General features: G+C 67.0%; 16 protein-coding genes. 8 read left to right on the top strand and 8 right to left on the bottom strand.

Annotated elements, in window-relative coordinates; all coding sequences use genetic code 11:
• The first annotated feature begins 26 nt into the window (after positions 1–26).
• Together ACODSU_RS01905 and ACODSU_RS01900 are read left to right on the top strand one after the other, a co-directional pair.
• Positions 27–485, top strand: a complete 459-nt coding sequence (locus tag ACODSU_RS01905; protein WP_488839641.1) for a MerR family DNA-binding transcriptional regulator — start codon at positions 27–29, stop codon at positions 483–485.
• A gap of 101 nt (positions 486–586) precedes the next feature.
• Entirely contained in the window at positions 587–1,018 is a 432-nt protein-coding gene (locus tag ACODSU_RS01900; RefSeq protein WP_015011881.1) for a PaaI family thioesterase, read from the top strand.
• Between the two features lie 18 nt (positions 1,019–1,036).
• Here the strand turns inward: ACODSU_RS01900 and ACODSU_RS01895 are convergent, their stop codons facing one another.
• From ACODSU_RS01895 to leuA, 3 genes are all read right to left on the bottom strand, one after another.
• Entirely contained in the window at positions 1,037–2,137 is a 1,101-nt protein-coding gene (locus tag ACODSU_RS01895; RefSeq protein ID WP_488839639.1) for a 3-deoxy-7-phosphoheptulonate synthase, read from the bottom strand.
• A 188-nt stretch (positions 2,138–2,325) separates the two neighbouring features.
• A complete protein-coding gene (locus tag ACODSU_RS01890) occupies positions 2,326–2,841 on the bottom strand; it encodes a C40 family peptidase (RefSeq protein ID WP_488839637.1) in 516 nt (171 codons plus the stop codon).
• Between the two features lie 130 nt (positions 2,842–2,971).
• Entirely contained in the window at positions 2,972–4,651 is a 1,680-nt protein-coding gene (leuA, locus tag ACODSU_RS01885) for a 2-isopropylmalate synthase (protein ID WP_488839635.1), read from the bottom strand.
• Positions 4,652–5,103: 452 nt separating this feature from the next.
• Here leuA and ACODSU_RS01880 point away from each other — a divergent pair, with 452 nt between their 5' ends.
• Positions 5,104–5,469, top strand: coding sequence for a YciI family protein (locus ACODSU_RS01880; protein WP_488839633.1), 366 nt, complete (start codon positions 5,104–5,106; stop codon positions 5,467–5,469).
• Between the two features lies 1 nt (position 5,470).
• Here ACODSU_RS01880 and ACODSU_RS01875 read toward each other — a convergent pair whose 3' ends face one another.
• The 3 genes from ACODSU_RS01875 to ACODSU_RS01865 are packed head-to-tail and all read right to left on the bottom strand — an operon-like array spanning position 5,471 to position 9,885.
• Positions 5,471–7,384: a putative bifunctional diguanylate cyclase/phosphodiesterase gene (locus tag ACODSU_RS01875; RefSeq protein ID WP_488839631.1), complete on the bottom strand. Its 1,914-nt coding sequence runs from the start codon at positions 7,382–7,384 to the stop codon at positions 5,471–5,473.
• Positions 7,381–7,929 carry a YfiR family protein gene (locus ACODSU_RS01870; RefSeq protein WP_209816696.1) on the bottom strand — a complete coding sequence of 183 codons (549 nt, stop codon included), beginning with the start codon at positions 7,927–7,929 and terminating at the stop codon, positions 7,381–7,383. The genes ACODSU_RS01875 and ACODSU_RS01870 overlap by 4 nt, the downstream gene beginning before the upstream one ends.
• Positions 7,930–7,932: 3 nt before the next feature.
• Positions 7,933–9,885 (bottom strand): TonB-dependent receptor plug domain-containing protein, encoded by a 1,953-nt coding sequence (locus tag ACODSU_RS01865; protein WP_488839629.1) that lies wholly within the window; start codon positions 9,883–9,885, stop codon positions 7,933–7,935.
• Between the two features lie 403 nt (positions 9,886–10,288).
• On the opposite strand from ACODSU_RS01865, the gene ACODSU_RS01860 reads away from it, so the two are divergent.
• The 5 genes from ACODSU_RS01860 to ACODSU_RS01840 all read left to right on the top strand — a co-directional run bounded on the left by ACODSU_RS01860 (position 10,289) and on the right by ACODSU_RS01840 (position 13,622).
• Positions 10,289–10,705 carry a YciI family protein gene (locus ACODSU_RS01860; protein WP_209816697.1) on the top strand — a complete coding sequence of 139 codons (417 nt, stop codon included), beginning with the start codon at positions 10,289–10,291 and terminating at the stop codon, positions 10,703–10,705.
• 23 nt (positions 10,706–10,728) lie between these two features.
• On the top strand, positions 10,729–11,265 hold the full coding sequence (locus tag ACODSU_RS01855) for an SRPBCC family protein (RefSeq protein WP_043565848.1): 537 nt from the start codon (positions 10,729–10,731) through the stop codon (positions 11,263–11,265).
• A 76-nt stretch (positions 11,266–11,341) separates the two neighbouring features.
• Complete coding sequence (locus ACODSU_RS01850; RefSeq protein WP_015011867.1) at positions 11,342–11,749, top strand: VOC family protein; 408 nt, start codon at positions 11,342–11,344, stop codon at positions 11,747–11,749.
• A 6-nt stretch (positions 11,750–11,755) separates the two neighbouring features.
• Positions 11,756–13,048: an RNA polymerase sigma factor gene (locus ACODSU_RS01845; protein WP_488839626.1), complete on the top strand. Its 1,293-nt coding sequence runs from the start codon at positions 11,756–11,758 to the stop codon at positions 13,046–13,048.
• Between the two features lie 46 nt (positions 13,049–13,094).
• A complete protein-coding gene (locus ACODSU_RS01840) occupies positions 13,095–13,622 on the top strand; it encodes a GFA family protein (RefSeq protein WP_488839624.1) in 528 nt (175 codons plus the stop codon).
• Between the two features lie 22 nt (positions 13,623–13,644).
• On the opposite strand, the gene ACODSU_RS01835 is transcribed toward ACODSU_RS01840, so the two are convergent.
• Positions 13,645–14,142 carry a ribonuclease HI family protein gene (locus ACODSU_RS01835; protein ID WP_488839622.1) on the bottom strand — a complete coding sequence of 166 codons (498 nt, stop codon included), beginning with the start codon at positions 14,140–14,142 and terminating at the stop codon, positions 13,645–13,647.
• Entirely contained in the window at positions 14,139–14,402 is a 264-nt protein-coding gene (locus ACODSU_RS01830) for a DUF3297 family protein (RefSeq protein ID WP_056742544.1), read from the bottom strand. Before ACODSU_RS01830 ends, ACODSU_RS01835 begins: the two co-directional genes overlap by 4 nt.
• Positions 14,403–14,405: the final 3 nt, after the last annotated feature.

Raw genomic sequence — 14,405 nt, 5'->3', positions numbered from 1 at the left:
AACGCGAGGCTTGCTAACGTGGCCCCATGCAGATTTCCGAACTCGCTCAACAGGCCTCGGTGTCCGTCCACGCGTTGCGCCACTACGAACGGCTGGGCCTCATCCGCCCGGACCGCCGGGCCAACGGCTATCGCGACTACCCGGCCCGCATGCGGCGCGAAGTGGTGTTCATTGCCATGTCGCGGCAGCTGGGCTTCAGCCTGCCGCAGATAGCGCTGCGCCTGGACGAATACCGCGCCGGCACCCTGGGCATTGACGACATGGTGCAGGCCTTGCAGGAGCGTGTGGACGCCATCGACCAGCAGATCGCTGCGCTGCAGTCCCAAAAATCCACGGTGCAGGCGCACCAGGCCTGGTTGCGCAACCCGTTGCGCCAGCAGCCGTCGCGGTCGCCATCTGCGGCGCGGCAAACCCGCTCGGGCACAGCCACCACGCCCGCCAGGCCCTGGCCGCGTGTGCGCGGCCCGGCAGCCCGCAAGCCCTAGCCCACGGGCCCGCACAACCCCCTTACCAGGAGACAACCACCATGACTGTTCCACCGATACCCCAGTCCAGCGATACCGAGTCCCACCCACCCCAAGCCATGATGGAAGCCTTGAAAGGCATGGTGCTGGCCATGCCCATGGCCCGCACACTGGGGCTGCGCTTTGTGCATGCCGAGCCCGGGCGGGTGGAGGTGGAGATACCGGTGAGCGAGGCCTTCAGCTTTCGCCCCGGTCAGTTGCAGGCCACGGCCGTGTTTGCGGTGGCCGACTTTGCGGCGGTGGCCGCGGCAGGCAGTGTGTTGCCGCCCGGCTGGACCAATGCCACGGTGGACACCACCCTGAAAATTGTGGCCCCCGCGCAGGGCGAATGCCTGCGGGCGCGCGGCCGTGTGGTGGATGCGGGGCGCCTGCTCACCGTCTGTGCGGCCGATGTGTGGGCGGTGGATGCCGCGGGGCAGGAGCGGCTGTGCGCCACGCTGCTCGCCACGGCGCGCAACATCGACACCGGCGCCCCACGCCCGCCCCGGGGCTGACCGCTGCTGCGGTGCCCGTCAGGCTTTCTGGCGCCGTGCCCGCACGGCCGCCGCCAGCCCTTCGAGCACTGGCACGGTCTGCGCCATGCTGATGCAGGCATCGGTCACCGACACGCCTTGCGCCAGCGGCTGACCGGGCACGATGTCCTGGCGGCCTTCCTGCAGGTGGCTCTCGATCATCAGGCCGGTGATGCGTGCGTCGCCTGCGGCAATCTGCTGCGCCACTTCTGCCGCCACGGTGATCTGGCGCTGGTGCTGCTTGCTGCTGTTGGCATGGCTCACGTCGATCATCACCTGCTCGCGCAGGCCGGCGGCCTTGAGCACAGCGCAGGTCGCATCCACATCGGCAGCGCTGTAGTTGGGCTGCTTGCCGCCGCGCAGGATCACATGGCAGTCCTGGTTACCGCGCGTTTCAAAAATCGCGGCCTGGCCCATCTTGGTCATGCCCATGAAGGCGTGCGCGGCGCTGGCCGCCAGGATGGCGTCACTCGCCACCTTTACGCCGCCATCGGTGCCGTTCTTGAAGCCCACGGGGCAGCTCAACCCGCTGGCTAGCTGGCGGTGGCTCTGGCTCTCGGTGGTGCGCGCACCAATCGCGCCCCAGCTCACCAGGTCACTGATGAACTGCGGCGAGAGCAAGTCCAAAAATTCGGTGCCCACAGGCAGCCCCAGCGCCAGCACATCCAGCAGCAGCGCACGCGCCATCTCCAGCCCTTCGTTGATGGCAAAGCTGCCATCGAGGTGCGGATCGTTGATGTAGCCCTTCCAGCCCACGGTGGTGCGCGGCTTTTCGAAGTACACGCGCATCACGATGAGCAGGTCGTCCTGCAGCGCATCGGCCTGCACCTTGAGCTGGCGCGCATAGTCCATGGCCTGGCCATGGTCGTGGATGGAGCAAGGCCCCACCACCACGATCAGCCGGTCGTCCTGCCCATGCAGGATGCGCGAGATCGCGGCGCGGCTGGATTCGACCAGGGTCAGCGCCGCATCGGGCGTGGGCAACCATTCCTGCAGTAGCGCCGGTGTGATCAGCGGCCGCACAGCCTTGATGCGCGTGTCATCAATGCGGGTGGTGTCGTGGGTGGAGATGGGGGTGGCGGAGCGGTGTGCGTGGGTCATGGTGGCCCCGATTGTCGCGGAGCCCGGTCACAGGCCGAATTGGGCCACCTGCCAGATACCGGCGCGGCCCAGGCCAGAGACGCAGAGCAAGGGCCGCCCCGCAGCGAGTGCGTCGTCCCCCTGCCCGCAGCGCGCAGCGGTGCGAGAGCGGGGGGAAGCGGCGTAGCCGCTCAGGGGGGTGTCCGAATTCAAGGTCTGCGGAACGCCGCATTCTGCCGCGCCCAGTGGCGCGACTGCAGGTGGTCCATGCGCACCGTGCCGCCCGTGGACGGCGCATGCACAAACCGCCCTTCACCCACATAGATGCCCGCATGGCTGGGCTGGCGGCCCGTGCCAAACACCACCAGGTCGCCCGCGCGCAGCTCGCTGCCGTCGATGGGATAGCCCCAGGTATTGAGCTGCGCCACCGTGCGCGGCGGTGGTGTGCCCACCTGGTTGCGGTACACGTAGCCGATCAACCCGCTGCAATCAAAACCCGAGTCGGGCGTATTGCCGCCGTAGCGGTACGGCGTGCCCACCAGGCCCAGCGCGTGAATGGCGATGTCGTGCGCCTGCTCGGGGGTGAGCGGTGGCGTGGTGCGGGAAGGGGCCGAGGCCGATGGAGGAAAAGAAGGTGACGGAGGCCGCGACGTGCCGCAACCGGCCAGCACCAGCAGGGTGGCGGTGCAGGCGGCAGCAAGGCCCCGGGGGTGAAAAGCACGCATGGACCGAAGGGTAACGGATGGGGCGGCACATAGCGCCCTACCCCACCAGCCGCCAGGGGATATTGGTTCAAAGTGCCGCCAGCGCTTGTCCTTCAAGCGCCAGCAGCTATCGTTTTGATATGGCTGTCGCTTATGCCACGACCACGGCTTGGGGCGCCGTGCGCCGTGCCATCAGCCGGTTGGCCACGCTCACGATGGCGTTCACCGAGGCGGTCACGATGTTGTGGCTGGCGCCTGCGCCAAAGGTGGAGCCCGCCACGCCGTCCATGGCCGCTTCCACAATCGCCAGCGCCTGGGCATTGGCGCCCGTTCCGGTGGCGCGTTCTTCGTAGTGGTCTACGCGCAGTGGCAGGCCGAGCGCGTCCACCGTCGCGGCAATCGGCCCGTTGCCCTGGCCGCGCAGGGTCTGGCGCGTGCCGTCGATGGTCACGTCCAGTTCGATGCCCTGGCCGTCTTCATCAATGCGGTGGCTGTGGCAGGTGATGGCGGCCTGTGCTGGGGCCTGCAGATAAGTGCCCTGGAAAAGTGCCCACAGCGCATCGCCCGTCATCTCGCCTTCGCTTGCGTCGGTCTGGCGCTGCACCACGGCGCTGAACTCCACCTGCATGCGGCGCGGCATCACCACGCCGTGTTCGCGTTCGAGCAAGAAGGCAATGCCGCCCTTGCCGGATTGGCTGTTCACGCGGATCACGCTGTCGTAGGTGCGGCCGAGGTCGGCGGGGTCGATGGGCAGGTACGGCACTTCCCACAAGGCGTTCGGGTCCTGCGCGGCAAAGCCCTTCTTGATCGCGTCCTGGTGCGAGCCTGAGAACGCGGTGAACACCAGGTCGCCTGCGTAGGGGTGGCGTGGGTGCACGGGCAAGGCCGTGCATTCCTCGGCAATGCGCGCGACCGAGGTGATGTCCGAGAAGTCGAGGTTCGGGTGTACGCCCTGCGTGTACATGTTGAGCGCCAGCGTCACGATGTCCACATTGCCGCAGCGCTCGCCGTTGCCGAAGAGGCAGCCTTCCACGCGGTCGGCACCGGCCATCATCGCGAGTTCCGCCGCCGCCACGCCCGTGCCCCGGTCGTTGTGCGGGTGTACCGACAGCACGATGTGCTCGCGGGGGCTGAGGTGCCGGTCCATCCACTCGATCTGGTCGGCAAACACGTTGGGTGTGGCGTTTTCTACCGTGGTGGGCAGGTTGATGATGATGGGGCGGCCGGGGCCTGCGCCCCAGGTGGCGATGGCGGTCTGGCAGGCCTTGAGCGACACGCTGAGCTCGGTGGCGCTGAAGGTCTCGGGCGAGTACTGCAAGATCCACTGCGTTTCGGGCTGCGCGTCGGTGAGCTGCTTGAGATAGCCCACGTGGTGGCTGATGAGCTGCATCACCTGCGTCACGTTCATGCCGAACACGATGCGCCGCCAGGCGGGCGCGGTGGCGTTGTAGAGGTGCACGATGGCGCGGGGTGCGCCCTTCACGGCTTCTACCGTGCGCGCAATCAGGTCCTCGCGCGACTGGGTCATGACCATGATGGTCACGTCGTCGGGGATCAGGTTCTCGTCGATGAGGCGGCGCACAAAGTCAAAGTCGATTTGCGACGCGGCCGGAAAACCGACCTCGATCTCCTTGAAGCCGATGCGCACCAGCTCGTGAAAGAGCTTCATCTTGCGCTCGCCGTTCATGGGTTCGAACAAGGCCTGGTTGCCGTCGCGCAGGTCGGTGGAGAGCCACACGGGGGCGCGGGTGATGCTGCGGTTGGGCCATTGGCGGTCGGCGAGCGCAATGGGGGCGATGGGCTGGTACTTGGTGGCGGGCTTGGCAATCATGAGGGGCTCCACAAACGGTGTGTGCGGTGCGCAAAACAAGCAGCACGGTGCACGGGTCAATCGGAATCGAAAGAAATCAAAACGAATGACATCCCCTGCAGCCCTTTGCGTGTGCAAAGGCTGGTTCGCGGGCCGGGGTCAGGGGGAGATCAGGTGCTGCGCTGAACGAATCAGGCAACGAGGGTGGCGAACGCAGGCAGACCCCGGCCAGGCACTAGGCCTAGCGATAGGGTGGATAGGAGCATGCTGCGTTGCATAGGGCGACGAAGATAGCACAGCCCTGCCGCAGCGCGCAACCCTTTGCATGAAATCTGCCTAGGGCGCTAGTCACACATGCCCCATGAGCTATTAAAAACATAGCAAATGAGACTGTTAGCATGGCGCCCTTGCAGTCCCCACCGATGGCGTAGTCCGTGCGGGTGGGCACGACCGGCCCCGATTCAGGAGACCCCATGCCTTACCTGTTGCTCATCATGGAACCCCACGGCCAGCGTGCCGAGCGGGGCCTGGCCGGTGGTCAGGAGGCCTATGCCCGCATGCAGCGTTTTGGGGCAGGATTGCAGGCCCGTGGCCTGTTGCGCGCCAGCGAGTCACTGGCCTCGACCGAACAGGCCGTGAGGCTGCAGGTGCGCGATGGGCAGACCCGCCTGACCGACGGGCCGTTTGCCGAGACCAAGGAAATGGTGGGCGGCTTCTTTCTCATCGACTGCGCCACGCGCGACGAGGCCATTGCCATCGCCCGCGAATGCCCAGCCGCCGAGTGGGCTACGGTAGAGGTGCGCGAGCTGGCGCCCTGCTACCACGGTGCTGTGGACTGAATCAAGCTGATGCACTCGCCTGCAGCGCCAGAAACTGCGGCGCAGGCATGGGGCGTGCAAACACATAGCCCTGCAGCACATCGCAGCCTTGCCGCACCAGGTAGTCGGCCTGCTCCTGCGTTTCCACGCCCTCGGCGGTCACCTGCAGACCCAGGCTGTGTGCCAGTGCGACGATGGCTGTGACGATGGCGCGGCTGTGCTCCTGCCCTGGCAAATCTTTGACAAAGCTGCGGTCGATCTTCAAGCGCCGCATGGGCAACTGGCGCAGGTACGCCAGTGATGAGTAGCCGGTGCCGAAGTCATCGATGGCCAGGTGAATACCCAGCTGGCTCAACCGGTGCAGCGTGTGGGCGCCGGCCTCCATGTTTTCCATCAGCACGGTTTCGGTCAGCTCGATCTCCAGCAGGTGCGCGGGCAGGCCTTCTTCACGCAGGATGTCCATCACGCGTTCCAGAAACTGCGGGTCGCCCAGCTGCCGTGCCGAGATGTTCACGGCCACGCGCAGAGACTTGCCACCCTTCCACTGCGCGGCGTCGCGGCAGGCGGTGCGCATCACCCAGTAGCCCAGCGGGGCAATGAGTCCGCAGTCTTCGGCCACCGACACGGCTTCGAGCGGCGACACGGACCCCAGCTCCGCGTGCGTCCACCGCAGCAGCGCCTCCGCGCCCACCATTGATTGGTCATTGGCGGCGAACACGGGCTGGTAGTGCAGTGCCAAACCGGTGCCCTGCTCCAGCTCGGCTCGCAGCGCCTGCTCAATGGCCTGGCGCCGCACCACCGCCAGGTTCATCGACGCATCAAACCGCACGCAGCGGTTCTTGCCCATCTCCTTGGCGCGGTACATGGCGGTGTCGGCATTGCTCACCAGCGCGTCCATGTCCATCGCATCGTCCGGAAACGTGGCAATGCCTGCGCTGCAGGTCACATTCACCTGCTGGCCGACCTCGGTGTAAGCGGCCTGGAAAACGCTGACGATGCGTTGTGCGTATTTCTCCAGCGCTGCATCATCCATGTCCAGCCGCAGGATGAGCGCAAATTCGTCCCCGCCCAGGCGCGAGATGGTGTCGGTGCTGCGCACCACAGATTGCAGGCGCTTGGCCACCTGGCGCAGCAGCCCGTCTCCCGCCGCATGGCCGAAGGTGTCGTTGACTGTTTTGAAGTTGTCCAGGTCGATGTACACCAGCGCCACCCGGTAGCCTGCGCCACGTGCGCCCTGCAGCTCGGCGGCCAGTTTCTCGTTGAATGCATGCCGGTTGCCCATGCCGGTGACCGCGTCGGTGTGGGCCAGCTCATGCAGGCGGTTTTCGGCATCGCGCACTGCGGCGCGGCTGCGCAGCACCATGGCGGTGGCCATGGCCATCACGCAGATGGCGATCAGCAAGGCAGTGCCAAACCGGATGCCCAGGCGCATGTACAAGGCCGCCATCGACTTTCGGATGTATAGCGTGCCCCAGGTGTTGCCAGACGCCTCGATGGGCCTGGCGATCTCCAGCATGTGCCAGCCTGCGCGCTCTGCGGCGCCATCCAAGCCCGTGGCACGCAGCGTGGTGGGAAAGTCCGGGTCGCGGTCGCGCGCGTAGTGGGCGAACAGCACGCCATCCTTGTCGTACACCGTGGCGCTGATCACCATGGACGATGACCGCAGCGCGCCCAGCATTTCGTTGGCGGTGCTGGTGTCGCGGAACACCACGGCCGCCGAGATGTTGTCGGCCACGATGGCAGCTTCCACCCGGCTGTCTTGCAGCATGGACGCGCGGGTGCTCCAGTAGTCCACGCCGGTGAGCGCCAGCACCACGGTCAGTAGCGCCATGCCTGCGGCAAGGATGCCGGTGACTACCAGGCGCGATGACAGCAGGCGATGTGTCGCCGGGCTTGCGGGCGCTGCGGTGCCGGCTTCAGAGGGGCGTGTTTTCACCGGCCTCCCCTGGCCAGCCGCAGCAGCCGTGAGCTGATGACGAGGCCGGCCTTGTTGGCGGCGTCGGGGCTGATGCCGAACACCACACGTCCTTCCTGCTGGGCCAGGGCGATGACGATTTCGGGATTCACAAAGGTGATTTCGTCCGACACCGTGAGGATGCCGTGGGATGGAGGCAGGGTCCGCAGCAGCCGCAGAACAGGTTCCACTTCCGCGTTGTGGACGATGAGCACGCGGCAGCCACGAATCGCCGGCAGATCCAGCAAGCGCACGCGGACGGTGCGGCCCTTGGTGGCCTGTTTGCCATCAAGGGCTGTCAAGGCGCGCTTGAGCGGGCTGAACGCAGATACACACACCGTGACGTCATTGCCGGGCGCACCATCGCTGTCGGGCCAGTCGATGAACTGGATGAAGTTGAAGATATAGGCGGCCTTGAGGTCCAGGTCGGCCACGGGCTCATTGGCATGCGCTGCACTGGTGCCCAACCCGCACACCCACCACAGGCAGATCGCCAGCAGTGCATGCCATCGCTGGGTGTTGGCCATGGCTCAGAACGCGTAGGTCAGCTTGACGCGATACGTGCGCCCGTCCTGCCGGAGCGCGTCTTCCCGCACCTCAAACGAAGCGGGGTCGGAATATCGGCGGTTGAACAAGTTGTACACCCCCAGCGATACATCCACGTCCGCGATCCGCGTGGAATAGGTCAGATGGGTCAGCACATGCCCGGGCAGGCGGGCGTTGAGCACGGTGTTGCGCGGGCCGATGCCGATGGCCTCGATGGCGTAGCGGCCCGGGTTCCAGCCCCAGTTCGCAGGCGTGTGCAATACGTCGGACCACTGGAGCTTGAGCAGGTGCCGGGGCGAGTTGGTCAGCGCTGCGTCCGTTGACGGGTCCCGCGCCTTTTGCCATCCGTAGGCCACACGCAGGCGCCGCCCGCCCGCCCAGCGTTGTTCGGCCTCGGCCTCCAGGCCATGCACTTTGACGGTGCGGGTGTTGTTGAACGTGAGGCGGTCTGAGTGGCCCAGGCTGTCCAGCGAGATCAGGTCGCTCACCCCCGACCGGAACGCCGTCAGCAGCAGGCGCGTGGCCCCGGTCGGTGCATGCTCCACGGCCAGTTCGGTGGTGCGCACACGCTCGGACCGGATGTTGGTGGTATCCACCACACCGCCGGGCAGGTTCACGCGGTAGTCGCGCTCGTAGGCATTGGCCGGGCGGTAGGCGGTGCCGTGCAGCAGCTTGACGGCGGTGGCAGCGTCCCACCAGTACACCAGCCCCAAGCGGGGGTGCAAGGCGCCCGCGCTGCCCGACTGCTGTCCCCAGCGCAGGCCGGTGTGCAGCGTGAGGTTGGGGCGCAGCGCAAACTCATCCTGCACATAGACCCCCAGCACATTGCCTTTGCGGCGTGTATCGAGGTACTGCGCCGGTGGGTCCAGGTCGTCATTGCGCTGTGCGATGCGGGTATCGCGCCGGTAGTCCAGCCCCCAGGACAGCTTGTGCTGCGCGAAGGCCGTGCTCACCCACTGCCACTCTGTGCCCCACCACTGGCCGGTGCCGACGTCGCGGTTCACCGTCACGGGCGGGTAGTCGTACACGTAGTCGCCCACGTACTGGTAGCGCCCTGCATGCAGGCGCGCAGTGAAGGCCAGCGTGGGCTGCCATTGCGCGGTGTATTCGGCAGCCATGCGCGTGCTGGTGTCGATGTACCGCGAGCGCGGGTCGTTGAAAACCTGCGAAAACGCTGCCGTCGGGATGCCCTTGGTGCGCTCGCCATGGGCCAGTGTCAGCGTCAGCCCATCGCGCCGCATGCGGGCGAACAGCTGCGTGCTGCGGTCATAGTCCAGGCCGTGCGCCACGCCCTGGTGGCTGGCGGGCGCATCGAACGCGGGGTAGTACTGGTCGGCCCCGCGTGCGGTGGAGCGCGTGGCTGCGATCAGCCAGTCCCCTCCCTGTGCATCCGTAGCGCCGACAGAGAAGCGCAGCTTGGCGTGGCCATGGCTGCCGGCCTCGGCACTGACCTGGGGCCCGCCCAGCTGGCGCCCATCGCGGGTGATGACATTGACCACGCCAAAAAAGGCATTGGCCCCATACACCGCCGACCCCGGACCGGGCACAAACTCCACCCGCTCCACCAGGTCCAGGTCGATGGGAAAGTCCGTACCGATGCTGGCTTGGTCGTAGAGGTTGTCGTTAAAGCGCAGCCCGTTGACCAGCAACAGCACCCGCGTGTTGTAGTCGCCCGGCGTGGCAAAACCCCGTGTGCCCAGGTAGTGGTAGCTACGGTCGTACGACACATACAGCCCGCGCATGCTGGCCAGCACGTCGGCCAGTGTGCGGTAGCCAAACAGCTGGATGTCATCGGCGGTCACCACGCTCACGGCCGCCGGGGCTTCCAGGGCCGTCTGCTCATAGCGGCTGGCCGTGGTGACCTGCATCTGCATGAGTTGCTCCAGCGGCAGGTCGGCCATGGCAGCGATGTCGGACTGCGCGTGGGCTGCCGCCATGCCAGCGCACAGCCCCAAGACCACCCCTGGGCGGTACGGCCGTCGTCGACCGGTCGATCCTCGTTTCATGGCAAAGGCACTGCGTGGGGCTGGCGGTGGTCCCCCTTGGGGACTCCGCTGGCAGGGGGCAAGGGAAGGTGAAGTCTCAGGATCGATGAATCAATCTTTACAAATTGTATCGACCAGGGGTTGCAAAACCCAGTGCGGGCGCTCAGTAGTCTCCCTATGGCGGCCCCTCACCCGCCCCGCGCGCCCACCGCCCGGGATAGGTGTTAACCCTTTTTTTACATGGGCTTGCCCATCGGGATGTCGATTTCGGGCGCTCCCATTCGTCGTCACAGTGAAGCACCTGGCAAGGACCGTTGGCGCTTCCGAATTTTTTAACTACCCCGAGGAGAACCCCATGCGCTTCATGATCATCATCCAGGCCACCGCTGAATCCGAACAAGGCTGCATGCCGACCGCAGCCCTGATGACGGCGATGGCCCGCTACCACGAAGAACTGGCACGCGCCGGCGTGCTGCTGGACGCCAGTGGCCTGCAGCCCTCCGCCAAGGGCTGGCGCGTGGGCTATGCCGCCAGCGGCACGCGCACCGTCACCGACGGCCCGTTCACCGAGACCAAGGAGCTGATCGCGGGCTACACACTCATCCAGGTGCGCAGCCGCGACGAGGCGCTGGAATGGACCCGCCGCTTTCCCAATCCACGCGGCGAGGGCCTGGAGGCCGAGATCGAGGTGCGACAGCTGTACGAAATGGAAGACTTTGCCGGCGTGGATGGCGTCGAGCAGTTCCGCGACCTCGAAACCCTGCGCGGCTGATGCGCGGCGTGAAGGACATCCCCATGGTCAAAACCATCGTCCTCGTGTTGCTGGCGGCCCTGGCGCTGCTGCTGGCGTTTGCCGCCACCCGCCCCGACACCTTTCGCGTGGAACGCAGCCGCGTCATTTCGGCCCCGCCCGAGCGCGTATTCGGCCTCATCCACGACCTGCGCCAGTTCAACACCTGGAACCCGTATGAACGCAAGGACCCGGCCATCCAGGGCCAGTACAGCGCCGCCACCCGCGGCCCTGGCGCACGCTACGCCTGGCAGAGCGACAAGGTGGGCGTGGGCAGCATGGAGATCGTCGAGGCCACTGCGCCCCGCCGCGTGGGCATGAAGCTCGACTTTGTGAAGCCCTTTGAAGCGCACAACCAGGTGGAATTCACCCTTCAGCCCGAAGGTGCAGGGGCCACGCGCGTGACTTGGGCCATGCAGGGCCCCGTGCCCTACCTGGCCAAGATCGCCCACCTGGTGTTCAACATGGACCGCATGGTGGGACAGGACTTTGAGGAGGGCCTGGCCAACCTGCAGGCCGTGGCGCAGAAGCCCGCCCCATGAACGCGTGCCACCGCTGCTTCACCTTTGCCAAACCCGTCGTTTCCCTTTACCGTCATCACCCTTCTGGAGAGTCGTCATGCATGCACAGATTTTCGTGAACCTGCCCATCGACAACATGGCCCGCTCGCAGGCGTTCTTTCGCGCGCTGGGCTACGAGTTCAACCCCCAGTTCACCAACGACCAGGGCGCCTGCCTGGTGGTGGGTGAGAACCTCTTCGTGATGCTGCTCGTCAAGAGCTTCTACCAAACCTTCACCGACAAAACGATTGCCGACGCACGCACCACGTCGGAGGTGCTGGTGTGCTTCTCGTGCAGCAGCCGGGAAGAGGTTGATGCCCTGGTGGACAAGGCCGTGGCCGCAGGCGCCACCACGCCGCGCCCGGCGCAGGACCTGGGCTTCATGTACTCGCGCAGCTTTGACGACCTGGACGGCCACACCTGGGAGTTTGTGCACATGGTGGACGCCAGCCAAGCCCTGGGCTGACGGCCGGTGAGCGCGCCCGCCCTGCCCGACCGCGATGCCCTGCACCGCAGCATTGACTCGGTGTGGCGCATCGAGGCTGCACGCATCATTGCCAGCGTGGCGCGCATGACCCGCGACGTGGGCCGGGCCGAGGAGCTGGCCCAAGACGCCCTGGTGGCCGCGCTGGAGCATTGGCCCCAAGACGGCCTGCCCGCCAACCCGGCCGCCTGGCTCATGACCACCGCCAAGCGCCGCGCCATCGACCACCTGCGCCAGCAGGCCCTGCACCAGCGCGAGCACGAGGCCCTGGGCCACGACCTCGAAGCGCTCGAGGCGCAGTACGCGCCCGATGTGGTGGACACCCTGATGCATGCCGAGCAGGACGACATCGGCGACGACCTGCTGCGCCTCATCTTTACCGCCTGCCACCCCGTGCTGCCCACCGAGGCGCGTGTGGCCCTCACGCTGCGGCTGCTGGGCGGCCTCACCACGGCCGAGATTGCACGCGCCTTTCTGGTGCCCGAGCCCACCGTGGCCCAGCGCATCGTGCGCGCCAAGCGCAGCCTCACGGCCGCGCAGGTGCCGTTTGAAGTGCCCGGCGCGGCCGAGCGTGCGCCGCGCCTGGCCTCGGTGCTGGAGGTGATCTACCTGGTCTTCAACGAAGGTTATGCCGCCACGGCGGGCGACGACTGGATGCGCCCCGCACTGTGTGGCGAGGCCCAGCGCCTGGCGCGGGTGCTGGCCAGCCTGGCGCCCGACGAGCCCGAAGTGCAAGGCCTGGTGGCGCTGCTCGAAATCCAGGCCTCACGCCTGCCCGCGCGCACCGATGCGCAGGGCCAGCCCGTGCTGCTCATGGACCAGGACCGCGCGCGCTGGGACCACCTGCTGGTGCGCCGGGGCCTGGCGGCGCTGGACAAGGCCGAACAGCTCGCGCGCACCGGCAAGCCCTGGGGGCCGTATGCGCTGCAGGGCGCCATCGCCGCCTGCCACGCACGCGCCCGGCAGGCGCAAGACACGGACTGGCCCCACATCGTGGCGCTGTACGACGCACTGCTGCAGGTGGCGCCTTCGCCCGTCGTAGCGCTCAACCGCGCCGTGGCCGTGAGCATGGCTGAAGGGCCCGCAGCCGCGCTGGCGCTGGTCGATGCGCTGGCGGGCGACCCCACACTGCGCCACTACCACTGGCTGCCCAGCGTGCGCGGCGACCTGCTGGCCAAGCTGGGCCGGGGGGCCGAGGCGCGTGCGGAGTTCGAGCGCGCAGCCAGCCTCACCCGCAACGCGCAGGAAAAGGCGCTGCTGCTGGCCCGTGCCTGCGGCTGAAGGCCGGTGTTGCGCACACTCTCACCCCGCTGCAAGGACACTCCTCATGCCCCATCCTGTGCCTGGATATCCACTGGAAGGCGGCTGCACCTGTCGCCATGTGCGTTACCGCCTGCTCACGCCTCCGCTGTTTGTGCACTGTTGCCACTGCCGCTGGTGCCAGCGCGAAAGCGGCGCGGCCTTTGCGCTGAACGCGATGATCGAGACCGACCGCGTGGAGCTGCTCGCTGGCATCCCGGCGATGGTGCACACCCCGTCAGAAAGCGGCCTGGGCCAGCAGATTGCGCGCTGCCCGCACTGCCAGGTAGCGGTCTGGAGCCACTACGCAGGCGCGGGGCCCGTCATGGCCTTTGTGCGCGTGGGCACGCTGGATGTGCCGGACCACCTGCCGCCCGACATCCACATCTTCACGGCCTCCAAACAGCCCTGGGTGGTGCTGCCGCCAGGGACACCCGCCGTGGAGGAATATTACGAACGCGAAGGGCTGTGGCCTGCGCAAAGCATCGCCCGTCGCCAGGCGGTGTTGCCGCGCATCCAGGCCTACCGTGCGGCGGCGGGGCTCGACCCGGTGTGACGGGGAGTGCCGGGCGGCGGGGTCAGTGCCTGCGGTGCTTTTTGAGCGTCTGCCCCTGTGGCGTGGCGGCCTTGGGCGCCAGCCCCAGGGCGGCGCGGGCCAGCGTATCGGCTGCACCGTTGCGGTGGCGGGGAATCCACTGGACGTGGGCTTGCGGGAACTGCCGCAGTGCCTCGCGTGCTTCGTCAAACAGCGTTGCCAGCCGGTCAATCGGTGCCTTGGGGTGGCCGCTCAACTGCTCCACCAGCACACTGTTGTCGCTGAACACGTGCACCGGGGTTGAGCTTGCAATGCCCTGCTGCGCCAACCACTGCAGCGCCAACATCAGCGCGCGCAACTCGGCCTCGTTGTTGCAGCCGGTGAAGGTGGTGGCTTCGGAGATCTGGTGCTGCACGGTGCCGTCGGGGCCCGTCAGCACCGCACCCAGGCCCATGCGACCGGGGTTGGGCCAGGCGCTGCCATCGCAGTGAATCACCCAGACGCCGGGGGCGAGCGGACGAGCCGCCCGTGCAGCGGTCACTTGTAGAACGCTTCGACCGTACCCTTGATCTTGATGAGCAGCGGCTGGCCCTTGCGGTCCACCGTCTTGCCGGCGGGCACCTTCACCCAGCCTTCGCTGATGCAGTATTCCTCCACATCAAAACGCTCCTTGCCGTTCAGGCGGATGCCGATGTCGTGCTCGAACACGGCGGCCACGTGGTGCGGGCTGCGGGGGTTGACCGACAGGTGATCGGGCAGGGGCGGCTGGGCGGGGGTGTTGGGGGTGGTGGCTTCGGTCATAGA

It is taken from the genome of Acidovorax sp. FG48, from assembly GCF_057809085.1.
The sequence above is the reverse complement of the archived record's forward strand: the minus strand, read 5'-3'. Positions and strand labels throughout refer to the sequence as shown.